At 33.7% G+C, this 18,448-nt stretch carries 31 protein-coding genes; 1 reads left to right on the forward strand and 30 read right to left on the reverse strand.

The genetic code is table 11. From position 1 onward, the window contains the following. Nucleotides 1-491 precede the first annotated feature (491 nt). Complete coding sequence (locus DYH56_RS07335) at nucleotides 492-947, reverse strand: DMT family transporter (RefSeq protein WP_114642222.1); 456 nt, start codon at nucleotides 945-947, stop codon at nucleotides 492-494. Between the two features lie 33 nt (nucleotides 948-980). Beyond that, nucleotides 981-1,397: a DMT family transporter gene (locus DYH56_RS07340; protein WP_114642223.1), complete on the reverse strand. Its 417-nt coding sequence runs from the start codon at nucleotides 1,395-1,397 to the stop codon at nucleotides 981-983. 78 nt (nucleotides 1,398-1,475) lie between these two features. Here DYH56_RS07340 and DYH56_RS07345 point away from each other — a divergent pair, with 78 nt between their 5' ends. Next, nucleotides 1,476-2,141 carry a Crp/Fnr family transcriptional regulator gene (locus DYH56_RS07345; RefSeq protein ID WP_114642224.1) on the forward strand — a complete coding sequence of 222 codons (666 nt, stop codon included), beginning with the start codon at nucleotides 1,476-1,478 and terminating at the stop codon, nucleotides 2,139-2,141. A gap of 74 nt (nucleotides 2,142-2,215) precedes the next feature. Here DYH56_RS07345 and secY read toward each other — a convergent pair whose 3' ends face one another. The 28 genes from secY to recA form a co-directional block, all read right to left on the reverse strand. After that, entirely contained in the window at nucleotides 2,216-3,496 is a 1,281-nt protein-coding gene (gene secY, locus DYH56_RS07350; protein WP_114642225.1) for a preprotein translocase subunit SecY, read from the reverse strand. 364 nt (nucleotides 3,497-3,860) lie between these two features. After that, nucleotides 3,861-4,367 (reverse strand): 50S ribosomal protein L15, encoded by a 507-nt coding sequence (rplO, locus tag DYH56_RS07355; protein ID WP_114642226.1) that lies wholly within the window; start codon nucleotides 4,365-4,367, stop codon nucleotides 3,861-3,863. Further along, nucleotides 4,367-4,549 (reverse strand): 50S ribosomal protein L30, encoded by a 183-nt coding sequence (rpmD, locus tag DYH56_RS07360; RefSeq protein ID WP_028854854.1) that lies wholly within the window; start codon nucleotides 4,547-4,549, stop codon nucleotides 4,367-4,369. The genes rplO and rpmD overlap by 1 nt, the downstream gene beginning before the upstream one ends. 15 nt (nucleotides 4,550-4,564) lie before the next feature. Continuing rightward, complete coding sequence (gene rpsE / locus DYH56_RS07365; RefSeq protein ID WP_114642227.1) at nucleotides 4,565-5,065, reverse strand: 30S ribosomal protein S5; 501 nt, start codon at nucleotides 5,063-5,065, stop codon at nucleotides 4,565-4,567. A gap of 18 nt (nucleotides 5,066-5,083) precedes the next feature. Beyond that, nucleotides 5,084-5,452 (reverse strand): 50S ribosomal protein L18, encoded by a 369-nt coding sequence (gene rplR / locus DYH56_RS07370; RefSeq protein WP_028854856.1) that lies wholly within the window; start codon nucleotides 5,450-5,452, stop codon nucleotides 5,084-5,086. Nucleotides 5,453-5,481: 29 nt separating this feature from the next. After that, a complete protein-coding gene (gene rplF / locus DYH56_RS07375) occupies nucleotides 5,482-6,018 on the reverse strand; it encodes a 50S ribosomal protein L6 (protein ID WP_114642228.1) in 537 nt (178 codons plus the stop codon). Between the two features lie 25 nt (nucleotides 6,019-6,043). Beyond that, on the reverse strand, nucleotides 6,044-6,439 hold the full coding sequence (gene rpsH, locus DYH56_RS07380) for a 30S ribosomal protein S8 (protein WP_114642229.1): 396 nt from the start codon (nucleotides 6,437-6,439) through the stop codon (nucleotides 6,044-6,046). Nucleotides 6,440-6,492: 53 nt separating this feature from the next. Then, entirely contained in the window at nucleotides 6,493-6,780 is a 288-nt protein-coding gene (rpsN, locus tag DYH56_RS07385; protein WP_114642230.1) for a 30S ribosomal protein S14, read from the reverse strand. 18 nt (nucleotides 6,781-6,798) lie between these two features. Then, nucleotides 6,799-7,350 (reverse strand): 50S ribosomal protein L5, encoded by a 552-nt coding sequence (rplE, locus tag DYH56_RS07390; RefSeq protein ID WP_114642231.1) that lies wholly within the window; start codon nucleotides 7,348-7,350, stop codon nucleotides 6,799-6,801. Nucleotides 7,351-7,366: 16 nt separating this feature from the next. Next, nucleotides 7,367-7,708, reverse strand: coding sequence for a 50S ribosomal protein L24 (gene rplX / locus DYH56_RS07395; protein WP_114642232.1), 342 nt, complete (start codon nucleotides 7,706-7,708; stop codon nucleotides 7,367-7,369). A gap of 17 nt (nucleotides 7,709-7,725) precedes the next feature. Then, complete coding sequence (gene rplN, locus DYH56_RS07400) at nucleotides 7,726-8,094, reverse strand: 50S ribosomal protein L14 (protein WP_114642233.1); 369 nt, start codon at nucleotides 8,092-8,094, stop codon at nucleotides 7,726-7,728. A 35-nt stretch (nucleotides 8,095-8,129) separates the two neighbouring features. Continuing rightward, on the reverse strand, nucleotides 8,130-8,381 hold the full coding sequence (gene rpsQ, locus DYH56_RS07405; RefSeq protein WP_114642234.1) for a 30S ribosomal protein S17: 252 nt from the start codon (nucleotides 8,379-8,381) through the stop codon (nucleotides 8,130-8,132). A 41-nt stretch (nucleotides 8,382-8,422) separates the two neighbouring features. Then, the gene (gene rpmC / locus DYH56_RS07410; RefSeq protein ID WP_028854864.1) at nucleotides 8,423-8,611 is read right to left on the reverse strand and encodes a 50S ribosomal protein L29; all 189 of its coding nucleotides are present in this window, start codon (nucleotides 8,609-8,611) and stop codon (nucleotides 8,423-8,425) included. Then, entirely contained in the window at nucleotides 8,611-9,030 is a 420-nt protein-coding gene (gene rplP / locus DYH56_RS07415) for a 50S ribosomal protein L16 (protein WP_114642235.1), read from the reverse strand. Before rplP ends, rpmC begins: the two co-directional genes overlap by 1 nt. Before the next feature lie 2 nt (nucleotides 9,031-9,032). Beyond that, nucleotides 9,033-9,689 carry a 30S ribosomal protein S3 gene (rpsC, locus tag DYH56_RS07420; protein WP_114642236.1) on the reverse strand — a complete coding sequence of 219 codons (657 nt, stop codon included), beginning with the start codon at nucleotides 9,687-9,689 and terminating at the stop codon, nucleotides 9,033-9,035. A 17-nt stretch (nucleotides 9,690-9,706) separates the two neighbouring features. Continuing rightward, the gene (gene rplV, locus DYH56_RS07425) at nucleotides 9,707-10,039 is read right to left on the reverse strand and encodes a 50S ribosomal protein L22 (protein WP_028854867.1); all 333 of its coding nucleotides are present in this window, start codon (nucleotides 10,037-10,039) and stop codon (nucleotides 9,707-9,709) included. A 36-nt stretch (nucleotides 10,040-10,075) separates the two neighbouring features. Further along, the gene (gene rpsS, locus DYH56_RS07430) at nucleotides 10,076-10,357 is read right to left on the reverse strand and encodes a 30S ribosomal protein S19 (protein ID WP_028854868.1); all 282 of its coding nucleotides are present in this window, start codon (nucleotides 10,355-10,357) and stop codon (nucleotides 10,076-10,078) included. A gap of 21 nt (nucleotides 10,358-10,378) precedes the next feature. Further along, a complete protein-coding gene (rplB, locus tag DYH56_RS07435) occupies nucleotides 10,379-11,212 on the reverse strand; it encodes a 50S ribosomal protein L2 (RefSeq protein WP_114642237.1) in 834 nt (277 codons plus the stop codon). Nucleotides 11,213-11,267: 55 nt separating this feature from the next. Next, entirely contained in the window at nucleotides 11,268-11,555 is a 288-nt protein-coding gene (gene rplW, locus DYH56_RS07440; protein WP_114642238.1) for a 50S ribosomal protein L23, read from the reverse strand. Then, a complete protein-coding gene (gene rplD / locus DYH56_RS07445) occupies nucleotides 11,555-12,187 on the reverse strand; it encodes a 50S ribosomal protein L4 (protein WP_114642239.1) in 633 nt (210 codons plus the stop codon). Before rplD ends, rplW begins: the two co-directional genes overlap by 1 nt. Before the next feature lie 30 nt (nucleotides 12,188-12,217). Next, the gene (gene rplC / locus DYH56_RS07450; protein ID WP_114642240.1) at nucleotides 12,218-12,844 is read right to left on the reverse strand and encodes a 50S ribosomal protein L3; all 627 of its coding nucleotides are present in this window, start codon (nucleotides 12,842-12,844) and stop codon (nucleotides 12,218-12,220) included. A gap of 165 nt (nucleotides 12,845-13,009) precedes the next feature. Next, the gene (gene rpsJ / locus DYH56_RS07455) at nucleotides 13,010-13,318 is read right to left on the reverse strand and encodes a 30S ribosomal protein S10 (RefSeq protein WP_114642241.1); all 309 of its coding nucleotides are present in this window, start codon (nucleotides 13,316-13,318) and stop codon (nucleotides 13,010-13,012) included. Between the two features lie 1,001 nt (nucleotides 13,319-14,319). Further along, nucleotides 14,320-14,583, reverse strand: a complete 264-nt coding sequence (locus DYH56_RS07460) for a hypothetical protein (RefSeq protein ID WP_114642242.1) — start codon at nucleotides 14,581-14,583, stop codon at nucleotides 14,320-14,322. Between the two features lies 1 nt (nucleotide 14,584). Next, nucleotides 14,585-14,980, reverse strand: coding sequence for a hypothetical protein (locus tag DYH56_RS07465; protein ID WP_114642243.1), 396 nt, complete (start codon nucleotides 14,978-14,980; stop codon nucleotides 14,585-14,587). Nucleotides 14,981-15,170: 190 nt separating this feature from the next. Continuing rightward, complete coding sequence (locus DYH56_RS07470) at nucleotides 15,171-15,677, reverse strand: hypothetical protein (protein WP_114642244.1); 507 nt, start codon at nucleotides 15,675-15,677, stop codon at nucleotides 15,171-15,173. Nucleotides 15,678-15,724: 47 nt separating this feature from the next. Beyond that, entirely contained in the window at nucleotides 15,725-16,579 is an 855-nt protein-coding gene (locus tag DYH56_RS07475; RefSeq protein WP_114642245.1) for a hypothetical protein, read from the reverse strand. Nucleotides 16,580-16,772: 193 nt separating this feature from the next. After that, nucleotides 16,773-17,333: a regulatory protein RecX gene (locus tag DYH56_RS07480; protein ID WP_114642246.1), complete on the reverse strand. Its 561-nt coding sequence runs from the start codon at nucleotides 17,331-17,333 to the stop codon at nucleotides 16,773-16,775. Further along, complete coding sequence (recA, locus tag DYH56_RS07485) at nucleotides 17,305-18,363, reverse strand: recombinase RecA (protein ID WP_114642247.1); 1,059 nt, start codon at nucleotides 18,361-18,363, stop codon at nucleotides 17,305-17,307. Before recA ends, DYH56_RS07480 begins: the two co-directional genes overlap by 29 nt. Nucleotides 18,364-18,448 lie beyond the last annotated feature (85 nt).

An 18,448-nucleotide genomic window follows, 5' to 3' on the forward strand; every position in this document is an offset into this window, starting at 1 on the left:
ATCCTGAGCCAGGATCAAACTCTACATTCAAATTTATATCCTAACTTCATAAATGAAGTTTAGCTATCTATTAAAAGATAATTATTTTTATAGTGGTTCATTCCACTGTACACCTTAATCGATTGTTTGAAACAAGTTTCAAACGACAATTGAGTTTTTAATTTACACTTTCTTTCTCTATTTAATTGCTAATGTCCTGTTGTCTGCTTCAAAGATATTTCTCTGATGCACAAGAAGAAGTATACCGCGTTTACAGCTTTTCGTCAAGGATTTTTTTATTTTTTTATTGCTTTTTCAAAACATTTTTTAAAACAGAACTAATAAATCAAATACTTCTCTAATTTCCCTTATTTTATTGACTTACAGCCGATAAAACAAATGTGTTATCGGTTATGAAAAACATTTGAAATTATTTAGTTTTATTTTTTTAATAATTCTGTATCTTCTAACTCTTCTTTGTCATCTTCATTAATTTTCTTTATTTATAGACCTTAATTATATTGTTCGGCTTTAGATTTTTTCACTTTTCCCATGACCATATCATACATGACCCCTGTTAGTATAAGGGTACACCCTAATATTTTTTTCATTGATATATTTCCAATTATAATATATTCCATTATATTCCCTGTAACTAACTGTCCTATCATTATAAATAATGTAACATAGACCGCCGTCATCCTGGGAATAGCATAGTTACATATAGATAATATCAATATTCCCAAAATACCTCCTGCAAACATCCAAATCTGTCCATCAGAAATTTTGCTCAATCCTTCTTTAAAATTGGTTATATTAAAAACAAAAAATATTCCCATGAGCAGAGTTCCTGTAAAAAAATTATAAAATATTCCATTTAGTTTTCCTACCTTACACGAAAGTATTGAGTTCATCATCATCTGAAATATAATTATACCGCCTACCAAAAATGCTATTAAATAGTACATCCTTCACCTCTTCCTATATTCAATCGATAATTTTTATACTACCAGATATATCCCTGCAAAAATAAATACAAATCCTATTATTTTATGTAACCCTATCTTATTTTTTTCCCGGTTAAATAATCCAAAATGATCTATCAATGCCGAAAAAAAAACCTGGCCTGTCAACCCTAAAGCTATGGTATTGGAAATACCTATATTTTTAAATGTGGCCACATTACAGGCAACTACACTTACCCCTAAAAAGCCTGTAAAATAAAAATAAAAAGGCAGCTCCTTAGAATATTTTATTTTTTCTCCTTTTAGCAGTATCCCTAGACAAATCACAATAAGTCCCGTAAAATGTATTAAAAAAACAGACATATTATTACCTACAAGATTAGCCAGGCTTCCATTTATCCCCAGCATAATTGCTATGAGCATCCCTGATCCAAGTATCATAATTCCTTCCATTATTATCTCCCCCCTGTAAAGAAGTATAACAGTTTTTCAACAACAAGCAAGCGGACAATTGTCCGCAAGGAGATCTCTATGAAAAAAATACATGATATAGAAAAATTAAAATTATACATTAAAAAAGTTAATATATCCCATATATTTAAGCCAAATGCTATAGACCATCTCGAACTTCATTTTTTTGAACAAGGGGAATCTATATATTTTGCTCAGGATAGATGTGAATATCTACACGTCCTAGTTTCTGGAAAAGCTAAAGTTTTTCTTTTAAATGACGAAGGCAATTTTATGCTCTTAGATATTTCTAAACCCTATGATTTCATTGGTGATGTTGAGTTTATCCAGGAAAAGAATATCTATCATAATGTAGAAGCTATTACAGAGTGTATCCTCATCGCTATCCCCATAATTAAAATCCATGAGATCACAATTTCAGATGAACTTTATCGTCTTTTAAGTAAAGATATCTGTGATAAATTAATTAAAACCTCAAAAAAATTTTCCCAGGTCATACTCTATCCTATAAAAAACAGATTGGTTACGTGTCTTGTTGAAATTAGCGACAAGGATAGAATAAATAACTTTAAAACTCAAGAGATTGCTGATTATCTGGGAGTTACCGCCCGTCATATAAGAAGGGTCATAGGTGAATTATACGCAGAAAAGATAATCGAAAAACAGGGACAATCTATATACATATCAAATAAAAAATTACTCCATAAATATATTATAAAGGATTAATTTTTTATATTGATACTTTCTTACCGTAATAAAAAAAGGTTCTAAGAATTTTCATCTTAGAACCTTTTTTGTTTTTATATAAATCCTTTATACTCTTTCATCACTAAATGAGCATTGATTTGTTGTACAGTGTCTAATGCGACTCCTACAACGATGATTATACCTGTTCCACCAAAGAATACAGGTAACCCTGCTGCTGTGAATATAAAGGCAGGTAATACTGCGATGGCAGCTAAAAATACAGCTCCCCCCCAAGTAATTCTAGTTATTACTTTTTCTAAGTATTCCACAGTCTCATTTCCAGGTCTGATTCCAGGGATTGTTCCTCCACCCTGCTTTAAGTTGTCCGCAATTTTTTCCGGATCAAACATCATAGCCGTGTAGAAGAATGAGAAAAATATTACTAATGCTGCATATAAAATTAAATATACAGGATGATTTCTTCCCAGCATCCTATTTAGCAGAGCATAGTATGGCATAGTTGATGGTAATGAATTTACCAGTAACGACGGTATCATCATTATTACAGATGCAAAGATTACCGGCATTACCCCTGCTGAGTTTAATTTTACAGGCAAGAAGCTACTGTTTGCAGCATTTCCTTTACCTTGGAATCCTCTCCCTACATAGTGAATAGGAATCCTTCTCTGTGCCAATTGGAATATTACTATTCCTGCTACAGTTAATAGAGCTGATGCTCCTACAGCTATTAAAACAGGTATCAAGAATTTATTCCCCTGCATTGTTTGTATCGTTTGAATAACTCCTGAAGGCATTCTGGCAATTACATTTAAGAAGATGATAAGTGAGATCCCGTTACCTATTCCCTTAATAGAAATTTGCTCCCCTACCCACATAAGGAATACAGTACCGGCTGTTACTGTAATTACAGTTGTCAGCACAAACATAAATCCAGGTGTCATAACAAGTCCCATAGATTGTAACCACATAGTCACACCAAAAGCTTGTATAAAACCGATTACTATTGTTAAATATCTAGTCCATTGAGTCATCTTACTTCTTCCAGATTCTCCTTCTTTTTGAATTTCATCTAATTTCGGTATAATAACTGCTAATAAACTCATTACAATTGAAGCATTGATATACGGCATAACTCCCAGTGCAAAAATAGACACCCTTTGGAAAGCTCCTCCTGAAAACATGTTTATAAACCCTAAAACACTGTTATTATTTACCATAGAAGCTAATCTGTCCAGGTCTACTCCTGGAACTGGAATTAATGTCCCTATCCTAGCTACTAAAAACATCAACAACGTATAAATTATTCTTTTTTTAAGTTCAGGCGTATTCATTACAGCCTCGAGCTTGGCATTAAATTGATCATATAACGACATCTGTCCACCCCTTGTTGCACAATATAATTGTGTGTAGTATATATATTTCCCTAAAAATACGGATACTATAAGTATAGCACATTTTTTTTCTTTTTAATATCTTCTAAATAATCTAATTATTATTAGTTACTGAACTTTTGCGATGGTACACGCCTTTAAAACCAAGAAGTTTGACCGCATCCGGCGGGCAAACAAATCTCTACTTTCTTTAAAATCAACAAAATATTAAATTTTATATAAAATTTTAAAAAAATTAAAGCATAACCTCAATATTTACAGAGCTTTAAATAGTGCGAAACATCAGTTAGTTGTATATTACAAAAGGTCTGCAAAATTGCAGACCCTTTGGTTAAGCTAATAAAACTTATTTAGTCTTGTTAGCGTGCTTGTCAGTGTTTCCAGCTACATCTTTAAAAGTCTTAACAGCGTGAACTGTAACAGTTCCACCATTAGCTTCTACAGCTGCTTGTGCTGATGCAGATACTTTGTTAACAATAACTGATACGTTCTTGTCTAAAGTTCCGCTTCCTAATAACTTGATTCCAGATTTAACATTTTTGATTAATCCAGCTTCAACTAACATGATTGGAGAAACTTCAGTTCCTGCCTCAAATAAGTTTAAGATATCTAAATCAATGATTGCGAAATCTTTCTTGAATCTAAAGTTTGAGAATCCTCTCTTAGGAACTCTTCTGATTAAAGGCATTTGTCCACCTTCGAATCCAGCTCTTAAGCTTGATCCAGAACCAGATCTTGATTTTTGTCCGTTGTGTCCTTTTCCAGATGTTTTACCAGTACCAGAAGACATACCTCTTCCAACTCTTTTTCTATCTTTTCTAGGAACAGAAGGTTGTAATTCATTTAATTTCATTATTTTACCTCCTCAACGTTAAGCATATATCCAATTTGGTGTAATTTACCTTTGATATCTGCTGTATCGTTGTGTTCTACTACATCATCTATTTTTTTTAAACCTAAAGATTGTAATGTAGCAATGTGTCTTGGTTTTCTTCCAATCGGACTCTTAACAAGTCTAACTAATAATTTTGCCATGTCTTTGCTACCTCCTTAGTTTAATATTTCCTTAACTTCTTTTCCTCTTAATTTTGCAACTGATTCAGCTGATCTAAGAGCTTTTAATCCTTCGATAGTAGCTCTTGCAACGTTTATCTTGTTCTTAGATCCTCTGATCTTCGTTAAGATATCTGTAACTCCAACTAATTCTAAGATTTCTCTTGCTGATGATCCAGCAATTACTCCAGTACCTTCAGATGCAGGCTTCATCCACACCTTAGTACTTAAGAACACACCATCTTGTTGGTGAGGAATAGTAGCACCTCTTAAAGAGATAGTTACCATGTTCTTTTGAGCAGTAGCTATAGCTTTTTTGATAGCATCAGGAACACCGTTGGCTTTTCCTAATCCTAAACCTACTCTACCTTTTTCATCACCTATTGCTGCTAAAACTGAGAAAGATATTGATCTTCCACCTTTTGTAGTTTTAGAAACTCTAGAGATTTTTAATATTTTTTCTTTAAATTCTTTTTCTTCTCTTTTAAACTTAGACAAAATATATCCTCCTCTCTACTAGAATTTTAATCCAGCTTCTCTAGCAGCATCAGCTAATGCAGCAACTCTACCAGTGTATACATAACCACTTCTATCGAATACTACAGTTTCTAATCCTTTTGCTACAGCTAGCTCAGCAATTTTCTTACCTACTAACTTTGCTGCTTCTATGTTTCCACCGTGCTTAACTTCAGCTTTTACATCTTTAGATATAGTTGAAGTTGCAACTAATGTTACTCCATTTACATCGTCAATTAATTGAGCGAATATGTTATTGTTTGATCTAAAAACATTTAATCTTGGTCTTTCAACAGTACCAGAGATCTTGTTTCTAATAGACAATTGTTTTCTTCTTCTTAAAGCTTTTCTATTAACTTTTTTAAACAACTGACTTACCTCCTTTTAGTTAAGGTAAATTACGCTTTCTTACCTTCTTTTCTTCTTACAACTTCATCCGAGTACTTAACTCCTTTTCCTTTATAAGGTTCAGGCTTTCTGTTTGCTCTGATTTCTGCTGCTACTTGTCCAACTACTTCCTTTGATATTCCATCAATATGAATTGTAGTATTACCTTTTTCAACTGTAAATTGAATTCCTTCAACTTCAGGAACTAATACTGGATGAGAGAAACCTAATGCGATTTCTAATCCTTTTCCAGCTTCTTTAGCTCTGTATCCAACACCAACTAAGTTTAATGTTTTTCTGAATCCTTCAGTTACACCAACAAGCATGTTGTTGATGTTAGCTGATGCAGTTCCGTGCATAGCTCTTTCTGTTGGAGTGTCTCCAGCTCTTTCTACAGTTAATTCATTATTTTCAATTTTAACAGTTAAACCGTTAAAAATTTCTCTAGTTAAAGTTCCTTTAGGTCCTTTTACAGTTACTACATTTTCATTGATAGCAACCTCTACACCAGCAGGGATAACTAGGGTTTTATTACCTATTCTTGACATTTAAAATGCACCTCCTAGTTATTTCTTACCAAACGTAACAAAGTACTTCTCCACCAATATTAGTCTTTCTAGCAACTCTGTCTGTTACAAGTCCGTTAGACGTTGAAACAACAGCAATTCCTAATCCAGATAATACTCTTGGCATATCTTCAGCTGAAGAGTAAACTCTTCTTCCTGGCTTAGATATTCTTTTAATTCCTTTGATTACTTTTTCTTTTCCTACATACTTTAAATATACTCTGATGTTCTTCTTGTTTCCATCAGTGATTACTTTATAGTTAGAGATATACCCTTCTTCTTTTAATACAGCAGCTAAAGCTACCTTCATTTTTGAATGTGGAATATCTACTTTGTCGTGCATTACTGAGTTAGCATTTCTAACTCTTGTTAACATATCTGCAATTGGATCAGTTAAAAACATATCTACAAATCCTCCTTCCTAGTTTCTTATATGATGTTACGATCGAATGGATATTACCAAGATGATTTAGTTACACCTGGTATTAATCCTGCTCCAGCTAATTGTCTAAACTTAATTCTAGAGATTCCAAATTCTCTCATATATCCTCTAGGTCTTCCGTCTATTTGACATCTATTTCTTTTTCTTACTGGAGAGGCATTCTTAGGAAGCTTGTTTAATTCTGCAACAGCTTCTACGTCTCCAGCCTTAATTCTAGCTTTTAATTCTGCTCTTTTCTCAGCAAATTTATCTACTAGTTTAGCTCTTTTAACGTCTCTTGCGATCATTGACTTTTTAGCCATGTGCTTTTCCTCCTACTCCTACTTTTTAAAAGGCATACCAAATGCTTTTAGTAACGCTCTTCCTTGCTCATCAGATTTTGCTGATGAAACGATTGATATTGACATTCCGAATAACTTATCTACTTTATCGAATTCGATTTCAGGGAATACTAATTGATCTCTCATTCCAAGAGAATAGTTTCCTCTACCGTCGAATGCTTTTGCAGAAACTCCATCGAAGTCTCTTACTCTTGGTAAGATTACATTTACTAATCTATCCATGAAATCGTACATAGCTTCTCCTCTAAGAGTTACTTTTGTTCCGATTGCTTGACCTTCTCTTAATTTGAATCCAGCTTCAGACATTTTAGCTGTAATTACAACTGGCTTTTGACCAGAGATAGTTGCTAAGTCTGCTGCTGCAGCATCCATTAATTTAGAGTTTTGAGTCGCTTCTCCAACACCCATGTTTAAAACAATTTTGTTTAATTTTGGACATTCCATTATATTTGTTAATCCTAACTCTTTCATAAGAGCAGGAGCTAATTCATTTGTATACTTTGTATGACATCTAGAAACATATTTAGCCACTAGTTACCCTCCTTTCTTATAAAGTTTCTCCAGAAACTTTAGAGTATCTTACTTTTTTACCATCTACTACCTTAGATCCAATTCTAGTTGGCTTTCCAGTTTTTGCATCAAAGATCATTACCTTTGAAGAAAAAATTGGTGCTTCCATAGTTACAACTCCACCTTGTGGGTTTGCTTGGCTAGGTTTTAAATGCTTAGTAACAACATTGATTCCTTCAACTAAAACTTTACCTTTTTTAGTAAATACTTTAGTGATTTTTCCAGTTTTACCTTTATCCGATCCAGAGATTACCATTACTGTATCTCCAGTTCTAACGTGCATTTTTGTAGGCACGAATTTGATTTTAGGTTTAGCCATGATTTAAGCCTCCTTCCTTATAATACTTCAGGAGCTAAAGAAACTATTCTCATAAAGTCTTTTGCTCTTAATTCTCTAGCAACAGGTCCAAATATTCTTGTTCCTCTTGGCTCTTTTTTGTCGTTGATTACAACTGCTGCGTTGTCATCAAATTTGATATATGATCCGTCTTGTCTTCTTATTTCCTTTTTAGTTCTAACTACTACAGCTTTGATTACGTCTCCCTTTTTAACGTTTCCGCCAGGATTCGCTTCTTTAACTGAAGCTACAACTATGTCACCGATAGTTCCGAATCTTCTTACAGATCCACCTAAAACTCTGATTACCATTATTTTTTTAGCACCTGAGTTATCAGCAACATTAAGGACAGTTTGTTGTTGTACCATGTTGTACCCTCCTCTCAATCTCTAACTAATTAAGATTACTTAGCTTTTACTATTACTTCAACTAATCTCCATCTCTTATCTTTAGATAATGGCTTAGTTTCCATGATTCTTACTTTATCGCCAGTTTTAGCGATGTTGTTTTCGTCATGAGCCTTAAATTTGTTAGTTCTTTTCATTCTTTTTTTATATAAAGAGTGTAATTTCGTAGTTTCTTCCATAACAACGATAGTTTTATCCATCTTGTCCGAAACAACGATTCCTTCTCTAACTTTTCTTTCGTTTCTCAAGAACCCTACCTCCTCGTTGTACAATGAGTTACTTAACTTTATTAAGCTGTTCTCTCATTTAAAATAGTTTTGATTCTAGCGATGTTTCTTCTAACTTCTCTTATCTTAGCAGTGTTCGCTAATTGACCTAATGAAAGTTGAAACTTTAAGTTAAATAATTCTTCTTTTAATTCTTTTGCTTTCACTACTAATTCCTCAGTAGCTATTCCTCTGATTTCTTTAGCTTCCATTATTTCTCACCACCATCTTTTTTTACAATTTTACAAGCGATTGGTAATTTCATAGTAGCTTTTCTAAGAGCTTTAAGTGCCAACTCTTCAGATACTCCAGAAACCTCAAACATGATTCTTCCTGGTTTAACTACTGCAACGTAACCTTCTACGTTACCTTTACCTTTACCCATTCTAACTCCAGCAGGTCTTGCTGTGATAGGCTTGTCAGGGAATATTCTAATAAATACAGTTCCTTCTCTTTTGAAAGTTCTGTTCATAGCTACTCTACAAGATTCAATTTGTCTGTTAGTGATCCACTTTGGTTCAAGGGCTTGTAATCCCCAGTCTCCGAATGCTACAGTATTTCCTCTTTGAGCAGTTCCTTTCATTCTTCCTCTGAAACTTTTTCTATGTTTTGTTCTTTTAGGCATTAACATAATTACTTAACCCCTCCTTCCATCTTAGTTGGAAGCACTTCACCATTAAAAATCCATACCTTGATTCCTAAAGCTCCGTATGTAGTTCTAGCAGTTGCTGTTGCGTAGTCGATGTCAGCTCTTAAAGTATGTAAAGGTACTTTTCCTGCTACATTCCATTCTGCTCTAGCGATTTCTGCTCCATTAAGTCTTCCTGAAATCATTACTTTGATTCCTTTTGCTCCAGCTTTTTCAGCTCTCATGATAGCTTGGTTCATTGCTCTCTTATAAGCAACCCTCTTCTCAATTGAAGTTGCGATTCCCTCTGCTACTAAAGTTGCGTCCTTGTTGAAGTTTCTAACTTCTTGTACTTTAATGATAACTTTTTTACCAGTCATCTTAACTAACTTTGTCTTTAATGATTCGATTTCAGAACCTTTTCTTCCAATTACAATTCCAGCTTTAGCTGTGAATATTAAAACTACAACCTGCGAAGGTGAAGTTCTTTCTATTTTAACTTTAGAAATTCCTGCATGGTAGTAAGCTTTCTTTACGAAAGATCTGATTTCCATATCTTCGTGTAAGTAATTTGCGTACTCTTTTTTTCCAGCATACCAAGCTGATTCCCAAGTTCTTGTAATTCCAAGTCTTAGTCCTCTAGGATCTACTTTTTGTCCCACAGTCTTACCTCCCTGATTTACTTCTCTGATACTGCTACAACGATGTGTGCTGTAGGTTTTCTGATTATGTCTGCCTTACCCATTGCTCTTGGCTTGATTCTCTTCAATACTGGTCCTTCGTTGATCATTATTGTAGAGACAACTAATTTTTCTTCATCCATTTCATGGTTGTTAGTTGCGTTAGCGATAGCTGATGATAAAGTTTTCTTTATTGTTACTGCTGATTTCTTGTTTGCGAACTCAAGGATATCTAACGCTTCTAACGCTGATTTTCCTCTTATTAAGTCTGCTACTAATCTTGCTTTTCTTGGAGATAATCTCACATATCTAGTTATTGCTCTAGCTTCCACTAGTATAACCTCCCTTATCATATCCTAATTGATACATTATTTTTTCTTTTTCTTTTTATCTACACCATGACCGTAATAAGTTCTAGTAGGTGAAAATTCTCCTAACTTATGTCCAACCATATACTCAGTTACGTGAACAGGTACATGCTTTTTACCGTTATAAACTCCAAATGTTAATCCGATGAAGTTAGGAAATATAGTTGATCTTCTTGACCAAGTTTTGATTACCGCTTTCATGTTATCCGCCGCTACTGCTGCTTCAACTTTCTTCATTAAGTGATGATCACAAAAAGGTCCTTTTTTTAATGATCTTGCCATTAGTCAGTGCCTCCTCTCAAATTACTTTTTCTTCTTTCTTCTTACGATGAACTTATCAGATGCTTTCTTTCCTCTAGTTTTCTTACCTAAAGTAGGTTTACCCCAAGGAGTAACAGGAGATTTTCTACCGATAGGTGATCTACCTTCTCCTCCACCATGTGGATGATCACAAGGGTTCATTGCTGATCCTCTTACGTGTGGTCTTCTTCCCATGTTTCTGTTTCTACCTGCTTTACCGATTGAAACTAATTGATGTTCAGCGTTTCCGATCTCACCAATAGTTGCCATACATTCTTTATGAATTAATCTTAATTCTCCAGAAGGTAATTCGATATGACAGTAAGTTCCTTCTTTAGCAACTAATCTAGCTGAAGTTCCTGCAGATCTTACTAATTGTCCACCTTTAGCAATTTGTAATTCAATGTTATGGATTTGCGTTCCTACTGGCATATCCTTTAACTTAAGTGCGTTTCCTGGCTTGATTTCTGCGTTAGCTCCCGCCATTACAACGTCTCCAGCTACTAATCCTTTAGGAGCTAAGATATATCTCTTTTCTCCATCTACATAATGTAATAAAGCGATGTTTGCTGTTCTGTTTGGATCATATTGAATAGATGCTACCTTTGCAGGTATGTCTAATTTATTTCTTTTGAAATCAATTATTCTATACATTCTCTTATGACCTTTTTGTCTGTTTCTACCTGTTCTGTGACCGTAGTTATCTCTACCGTACGCTGAGTTTAAAGGTACAGTCAAAGATTTTTCAGGTCTAACATTTTTATCTAATTCTTCACTAACTAGGTAAGACATATGTCTCGTACCGTTAGTCATAGCTTTCATCTTTCTGATTGCCATTTCTATTAACCTCCATTGACCTATAAATATCTTATATTTTTAAAATTTTTTTCAATTAAACTGTTTCGAAGTAAGTTATTGCATTTCCTTCAGCTAATGTTACAACAGCTTTTTTCTTAGCAGCAGTCATGTACAACTTTTGTCCATGTCTAGCTGAAACTGATTTGATGTTAGATGTAGCTACATCTGTTACCTTTACATTAAAGATAGTTTCGATAGCTTTTCTTATTTCAATTTTGTTAGCCTTCTTATTTACTTCAAAAGTGAATTTATTGAATTCTCTTCTTAAAATTTCAGATTTTTCAGTGATGATAGGCTTTTTGATGATATCGTAAGCAGTCATTATCCTAGCACCTCCTCAAGAGTTGTTAAAGCATCCTTAGTAATGATTACTTGGTTTTGCTTTAATAACCAGTATACACCTAATTCATTTGGTTGTAATACAACTGCATTTTCTAGGTTTCTAGCTGATAAATATAAGTTGAAGTCTTCTTTGTTTGCTAAGTCATTTACTACGAATAATTGCTTATTAGTAGCGTTTAAAGCAGTTGTTAACGCAACGATTGTCTTTGTTCTAGGTGCATCTAATGCTGCATCTAATACTAAGATATCTCCGTTAGCTACTTTAGCTGATAAAGCTGATTTTAAAGCTAAGCTTCTTACTTTCTTATTTACTTTCTTTTCAAATGATCTTGGTGACGGACCGAATGTAACTCCTCCACCTACCATATGAGGGGCTCTGATAGTACCTTGTCTAGCTCTACCTGTTCCCTTTTGTCTGAAAGGCTTTCTTCCTCCACCTCTCACCATTCCTCTTGTCTTAGTTGATGCAGTCCCTTGTCTTGCAGCAGCTAATTCAGCAGTTAACACTTCGTGTAAAACTGTTTTATTAGGCTCAATAGCGAATACTGTATCTTTAACTTCTACAGTACCAGTTTGAGTACCTGTAACATCATATATATTTAAAACTGACATTGTCGTCCTCCTCTCTTATTTCCTTCTAAATTATTTTTTGATAGCTGGCTTAATTACGATGTATCCGTTCTTTGGTCCTGGAACCGCACCTTTTACTAATAATAAGTTGTTTTCAATATCAACTTTTACTAATTCTAAGTTTTGAACAGTTACTTGTGCATTACCATATCTTCCCATCATTTTCATACCTTTGAATACTTTAGAAGGGTTTGAAGATTGACCAATTGATCCTCCAAGTCTATGATTTCTTGAAACACCATGAGTTGCTCTGTTTCCGCTGAAGTTATGTCTCTTCATTACACCGGCAGTACCTTTACCTTTTGAAGTACCTGTGATGTCTACGAAGTTAGTACCTTCTAAAACGTCTACTTTTAACTCTTGTCCTAATTCATAACCTTCTACTGAGTCTACTTTAAGCTCTTTAACAAATCTTTGAGATTTAACTCCAGCTTTGTTGAAGATTCCCATAAGTGGCTTAGTAGTGTTCTTCTCTTTCTTTTCTCCGAAACCTAATTGAATAGCTGAGTACCCTTCTTTTTCTACAGTTTTCTTTTGTAAAACATAGTTAGGACCTGCTTCGATTACTGTTACTGGAATAGCTTTTCCATCTTCGAAGATTTGAGTCATTCCGATTTTTTTTCCTAAAATTCCTGACATATTGTGTCTACCTCCATCAAATAATATATTGGTTAGCAACTTTGCCTCGTGGTTCCCACATTTTCTTTTTACAGAAAACAGCGTATTACTGCCAACTTGTATTATTCTGTAAAGCAATCTAAAATGTGATTTTTAAATTACCCAACAAAACGAAATCATTAGTAATTAAACTTGTTTGATTTCAATACCTACACCAGCTGGTAAGTTAACTGCAGTTAAAGATGAAATAGTCTTTTGAGTAGCGTCTTTAATCTCAACCATTCTTCTGTGAACTCTCATTTCGAATTGCTCTCTAGAAGATTTGTTAACGTGAACTGATTTTAATACAGTGTGCTTTTTAATCTTTGTTGGTAAAGGCATTGGCCCAGCGATTTCCGCTCCAGATTTTTTAGCAACGTCTGCGATTTTTGCTGCTGATTGATCCAATAATTTGTGATCATAAGCGTTTAAATAGATTCTTAACTTTGATGCCATTTGTATATTGCACCTCCCGTCTTGTAATGTTTTATAGTTTTAAGGTCAACTATCTTTCACAACCCAAATAGTATATCACACTTTCTGAAAAATGCAAAATGTTTTTTGTGTTATAAACCTTTTTTGTGACTGTGGGGATTACCAAGTTTTTTTTAGCTCTCCGCTTCTTAAATACCTAGTAAGTTTATCAAAAACGAAGAGAAAGATACAGGACAAATGTCCGGTTTAGAAGTTTTTGTTTTTAGCACCTTTATTTTAATGATACTAAATTTCAAGAAACCACATTCAAGGCTTTTTTCCTCTACTCTGTTTCCATATATATAGTATGTTTTTGCAGGACTCTCCCTTTTTATAGTTTCCCGATTCACGAATACCAAAATTGATTGTAGCTAAAATAAATTTTGAATGTACGTAACCTTCATACTCCACCTGTTTCCGCCTCTAGCTTTAAAGGCGGACAAAGCTAAGTTCTGGGCTTCTATCTTCGAAGTTTATAGTCGTTGAGCTTCAACTGTAATGTTCCTACAAGAACAATCGTGACTTACTCCACTAAGACAATTATAAACCTTCTTGATCCTCTTTGGTTCTGTTTCTCAGATCAAGCTGAGAAATGAACCCGTATTAAAGAGGGACTCTTTAGAACTTCTAACTTTTGCCACCATTCTGCACCAATCATCATAAATCAATAGAACACGAATTATATCTGACTTCATCTTTCTACCCCCTCTCCCACTTCGTGGACTCTCCCCCTCAAAGGGAGAAAGAAACAAAATTCAATGCTTTCCGATACTTTTCTCTTGAAAAAAAGTAACCAAAAGTTCAAGACTTATTAAAAAATTTGATTCTGTAATAAAAAACCTCCTAAAAATTAGACCGTGAAGGTCTTCACCATAACTCTAAAAAATTTATTCCATAAATTTAGAGTTGTGAGAGAATCGACTGCCCACACTTTAGTTAGTCGTCGAATATTTTTAGGAGGCTTCTTTCGTATTTCATTTACGTTATTTTTTAATACTCATTTTCATTCTTCTCTTTTTCTTTTTTTGCTTTTCTTTTATCTTTTCAAGTATTTTTGTAATTTCATCATTACAACCTTTACAAGGCGTTCCATAACTTTCTATATCAAAATTAGAGCGTGCAATCATCTCCGCTTTACTTTCCAAAGTCAAAGTAGTGACTGATGAAAGCTTTTTTAACCCTTTTCTTCTTTTTCTATAATTATTTTTAGATAACTGCACAGCAATAATTCCCATTTTTTTATCCATATTATTTATCTCCTATTTTTTTGATTTCTTCATAAACTTTTTTTATATCTCGAAAATCTCCATTTTTTCTTTGTTTCACATAGATTTCTTTAGTACACAAGTTTTTAATTTCATGAGTATACATGCCTCGAAAATTTTTTCTGTTTAATTCTTTATTCAAATATTTTTTACAAGCATAATCATAGGCATTAAAATAATTTTCAATAACACTATCTAGTAATTCTCCATCTTTAAAATTTAAAATTTCTTTATATGCATCATCAATCCTCGCCCTAATCTGTGATTCTAGCTGTAATGCAATCAATTTATTGGCTTTCCGTATATAGCATGCTGATACTCCTGCTACAAGTGCACTGATACCTGATATTATTAACGGCATCAACTTTTCCAATTCCATAACCACACCTCCTGCATCAAACTAACCCTACTACAGTACACTTACTCCTTTCTAAGATATTTCCTTTAAAATCACTAAGCCTCTCTCCCTTTTCCTCCCCAAAAGATTTTTTAACCCCTACCGCTCCTATACCCATTATAATTTTTTCTGCTCTTTTTTCAACTATTCTTCCTTTAGATACATATTAATATTAATTTTCCCTTCCCTCAATAATACCTTCCATATAGATAATTTGTTTATCTATATGAGAAGCTGTAACTTCATTAATAATCTCATGCATTGCATCTATATTTGAATTTGAAAAATCATTTTCAAGTATTTCCTTTATAAGCCTTGGGTTAGTCACTTGAAATTCCTTACCCATTCCTACCGTCATCAAAACTATCCCAATATCTTCTCTCACTTTATAAATATCATAGAAACTAGATCTCCCTATAAATGTTGTAGCTTTTTCAAATGTTAATTCTTCTTCTCCACTTTTAAACAGCATAGAATGAAATAAAACATCATAATATACAGTATATATTTCACTCTTCCCAATAATAATCGCAAAATTATTAGGGCGAATTAAAATAATTTTTTCAAATTCATTTCCAAATCTCAATTTTCCATCAAATTCTCTAATACCTACAAGTTTTTCTTCACTAAAACTAATACTAAATATTATCATGAACATCATCGCTAATAATTTTTTCATAAAAACCTCCTATTTTTACAAACTCAATGTTAATTAAAGCTTATTTTCTATATGTTTTCTAACTCAACCTCAATTTTTTTCAGTACTTTTTCGGATTTCTCTATTATTTTAAACCCCTTGCCATTTAAATTAATGTCCAACAGATGATACTTCCACATTTCTCCCCATTTTTCTTCCCGCTGTGATCCGAGAAGTTTCTCCCCTATACCTTCTATTAATTTTTTCATTTCTTTCTCGATCTTATCAGAAGGTATTTCTCCTTCTTTAGATCTAACCATATCGTATATCTCTATATCTTTAACTTTTAATTTTTCATCGCCTTTAAGAGATTCAAATAAAACTTTTCTCCTCTTTTTATTTTTCAACAAATAATTATAATCTTCCAAAGTATCAACAAGCAATCTCTCCATTTTCAAAATATCTTCTCCAATATCTTTATCAAGCTCCATTATCACATTTAGATTATTGTCAATAAATTGATTTTTAAATTTACTAAACACTTTAGATTCTTCCTTATAACTATCCCAAGAAGTTAAATATAATAAATTAAGTTGCATGTTACGTGCACAATCATTTTTTTCTGCTCCTTTAACATTCTCCTTCAATACAAACTTCAAATATTTTAAAACCCCAAGTTTTCTATTCCTTTCGTTTCTCTTCTTTTCTTTCTCTCTTTCATTTTCTTCTTCTTTTCTGTGTTTTTCCAACCTTTGTATTTGAAACCAAACTCCTCCCAAGGTCAAAATAGCCCCTACATATCCCCCTAAAAATCCTAAGTGTTCACCATCTTTAACTATAATAAAAATAAATTTTGGTATTAACACAAATATGAATATTCCCCAAAATAGTATATATTTACGATTCTTTTTTATCCATTTAATTTCTTTAGAAAATTGATTCATCCCCACCCCTCCAAAATATCACTATAATACACTTACTATTTTCTAAGGTATTTCCTTTAAATTCACTAACCATTCTCGCTTTGGTTTCCTTTACGAAGTTCACATTTTAAATTAAGTTTTAAGTACACTTAATTTTTATAATCGTGAAAAACACCATAAAAAGGAAGAGTTAACTAAAAAAGGATTAGACTCTTTAGTCTAATCCTTTCAATACATCCAGTATATCCCCTAATTTAAAACCCCTTCTCATAAAATAGGCTACCTGCTTATCCTTCTCTTTATTTTTCACCTTATGGAGTAAATCAGAGATCATCTTCTTTTCATCTGTCTCTTCCTCACCATAGATACTGTCTATAGTGGAGGAGTCTATCCCTTTTAGATGCAGTTCATATTCTATCCTCTTTCTGCCTAAACTTTTTTTGGCACTTATATAAGATTCAGCATAACTGTAGTCATCCAAGTAACCCAATTCAGATAATTTAGAAACTACTTTCTGCAGCTGGCCTTCAACCGCGGAACTTCTCCTGTATTTCATCCTCAATTTCTGCAGAAGGTCTCTCACCGTATAATCACGTTTAGACAACAAAAAATATGACTTTGAAAGAGCTGAATCGTAGATAATATTGTGATATTCATCTACACCGATCTCACCATCAGTTTTTATCCTATACTTAGCTTTTATATCCCTGTTTATATCTATAATTTCATCATTTTCAAGATAGATCTTATTCTTCTGAAATTTCAATATCTTCATTTGCGAACTTTTCCTCTACCGGTATTACTGGATATAAAATCAGATTCACGTCTTTTTCTATCTGACTCAAAAGATCCTTATCTTCATCTAATCTGGCTTTTACATTTTCCCTACCTTGACCCAGTCTGATATCACCATAACTAAACCACGCTCCTGATTTGGCTACAATATCATTCTCAATACCTAGATCCAATATTTCTCCTACTCTGGAGATTCCCTTTCCATACATTATCTGAAAAGCAGCTTCCTTAAATGGAGGAGCTATCTTATTTTTAGTTACCTTTACCTTGGTCTCATTTCCCAAAATATCATCACCCTGTTTTACAGACCCCACTCTCTTCACTTCTAATCTTACAGACGAATAGAATTTAAGTGCTCTTCCACCTGTTGTAGTTGTTTGAGGTCCGAATCCAAACCCTCCAATTTTTTCCCTTATCTGGTTGATAAAGACCATGGTAGTTTTTGATTTATTCAGGTTAGCAGTCAATTTTCTCAATGCCTTAGACATCAATCTTGCCTGTAATCCCATCTGCTGGTCACTCATCTCACCGTCGATCTCCACCTTAGGCACCAACGCTGCTACCGAGTCAACGACTATTATATCCACAGCTCCTGACCTTACCAGCATATCTGCTATTTCTAACGCCTGTTCTCCGTAATCCGGCTGAGATATCAACAACTCCTCCACATCTACTCCCAAGGCCTTTGCATATTTAGGATCCAGAGCATGCTCTGCATCGATAAAGGCAGCTATCCCGCCTATCTTCTGCGCTTCTGCTATGGCGTGGAGAGCTATAGTAGTCTTACCTGAACTCTCAGCTCCATAGACCTCAACAACTCTCCCCCTGGGAAATCCCCCAAGTCCCAATGCTCTATCTAAATTTATACTTCCACTGGGTATTACCTCTACATTCATATGGACATTTTCTCCCATTTTCATTATAGATCCGTCCCCGTATTCTTTCTTTATCTGCTTCATCGCAAGTTCTAATGCTTTATTTTTATCTACCGATTCTTTTTTCTTAGCCATCCTTTCACCTCATTTAAAATTTCTTTTCTCTCTAAGAATAGTTTACTATATTATCCCTTTCTTTACAATTAAAGTTATATTAATT

The sequence above is a fragment of the Psychrilyobacter piezotolerans genome, from assembly GCF_003391055.1.
GTDB classification, from domain to species: domain Bacteria; phylum Fusobacteriota; class Fusobacteriia; order Fusobacteriales; family Fusobacteriaceae; genus Psychrilyobacter; species Psychrilyobacter piezotolerans.

Coding starts and splice junctions, on each gene's coding strand:
- DYH56_RS07335 (WP_114642222.1), bottom strand. CDS start 947: ATGTACTATTTAATAGCATTTTTGGTAGGCGGTATAATTATATTTCAG.
- DYH56_RS07340 (WP_114642223.1), bottom strand. CDS start 1,397: ATGGAAGGAATTATGATACTTGGATCAGGGATGCTCATAGCAATTATG.
- DYH56_RS07345 (WP_114642224.1), top strand. CDS start 1,476: ATGAAAAAAATACATGATATAGAAAAATTAAAATTATACATTAAAAAA.
- secY (WP_114642225.1), bottom strand. CDS start 3,496: ATGTCGTTATATGATCAATTTAATGCCAAGCTCGAGGCTGTAATGAAT.
- rplO (WP_114642226.1), bottom strand. CDS start 4,367: ATGAAATTAAATGAATTACAACCTTCTGTTCCTAGAAAAGATAGAAAA.
- rpmD (WP_028854854.1), bottom strand. CDS start 4,549: ATGGCAAAATTATTAGTTAGACTTGTTAAGAGTCCGATTGGAAGAAAA.
- rplF (WP_114642228.1), bottom strand. CDS start 6,018: ATGTCAAGAATAGGTAATAAAACCCTAGTTATCCCTGCTGGTGTAGAG.
- rpsH (WP_114642229.1), bottom strand. CDS start 6,439: ATGTTTTTAACTGATCCAATTGCAGATATGTTAACAAGAGTTAGAAAT.
- rpsN (WP_114642230.1), bottom strand. CDS start 6,780: ATGGCTAAAAAGTCAATGATCGCAAGAGACGTTAAAAGAGCTAAACTA.
- rplX (WP_114642232.1), bottom strand. CDS start 7,708: ATGGCTAAACCTAAAATCAAATTCGTGCCTACAAAAATGCACGTTAGA.
- rplN (WP_114642233.1), bottom strand. CDS start 8,094: ATGGTACAACAACAAACTGTCCTTAATGTTGCTGATAACTCAGGTGCT.
- rpmC (WP_028854864.1), bottom strand. CDS start 8,611: ATGGAAGCTAAAGAAATCAGAGGAATAGCTACTGAGGAATTAGTAGTG.
- rplP (WP_114642235.1), bottom strand. CDS start 9,030: ATGTTAATGCCTAAAAGAACAAAACATAGAAAAAGTTTCAGAGGAAGA.
- rpsS (WP_028854868.1), bottom strand. CDS start 10,357: ATGGCAAGATCATTAAAAAAAGGACCTTTTTGTGATCATCACTTAATG.
- rplB (WP_114642237.1), bottom strand. CDS start 11,212: ATGGCAATCAGAAAGATGAAAGCTATGACTAACGGTACGAGACATATG.
- rplW (WP_114642238.1), bottom strand. CDS start 11,555: ATGACTGCTTACGATATCATCAAAAAGCCTATCATCACTGAAAAATCT.
- rplD (WP_114642239.1), bottom strand. CDS start 12,187: ATGTCAGTTTTAAATATATATGATGTTACAGGTACTCAAACTGGTACT.
- rplC (WP_114642240.1), bottom strand. CDS start 12,844: ATGTCAGGAATTTTAGGAAAAAAAATCGGAATGACTCAAATCTTCGAA.
- rpsJ (WP_114642241.1), bottom strand. CDS start 13,318: ATGGCATCAAAGTTAAGAATCTATTTAAACGCTTATGATCACAAATTA.
- DYH56_RS07460 (WP_114642242.1), bottom strand. CDS start 14,583: ATGGATAAAAAAATGGGAATTATTGCTGTGCAGTTATCTAAAAATAAT.
- DYH56_RS07465 (WP_114642243.1), bottom strand. CDS start 14,980: ATGGAATTGGAAAAGTTGATGCCGTTAATAATATCAGGTATCAGTGCA.
- DYH56_RS07470 (WP_114642244.1), bottom strand. CDS start 15,677: ATGAAAAAATTATTAGCGATGATGTTCATGATAATATTTAGTATTAGT.
- DYH56_RS07475 (WP_114642245.1), bottom strand. CDS start 16,579: ATGAATCAATTTTCTAAAGAAATTAAATGGATAAAAAAGAATCGTAAA.
- DYH56_RS07480 (WP_114642246.1), bottom strand. CDS start 17,333: ATGAAGATATTGAAATTTCAGAAGAATAAGATCTATCTTGAAAATGAT.
- recA (WP_114642247.1), bottom strand. CDS start 18,363: ATGGCTAAGAAAAAAGAATCGGTAGATAAAAATAAAGCATTAGAACTT.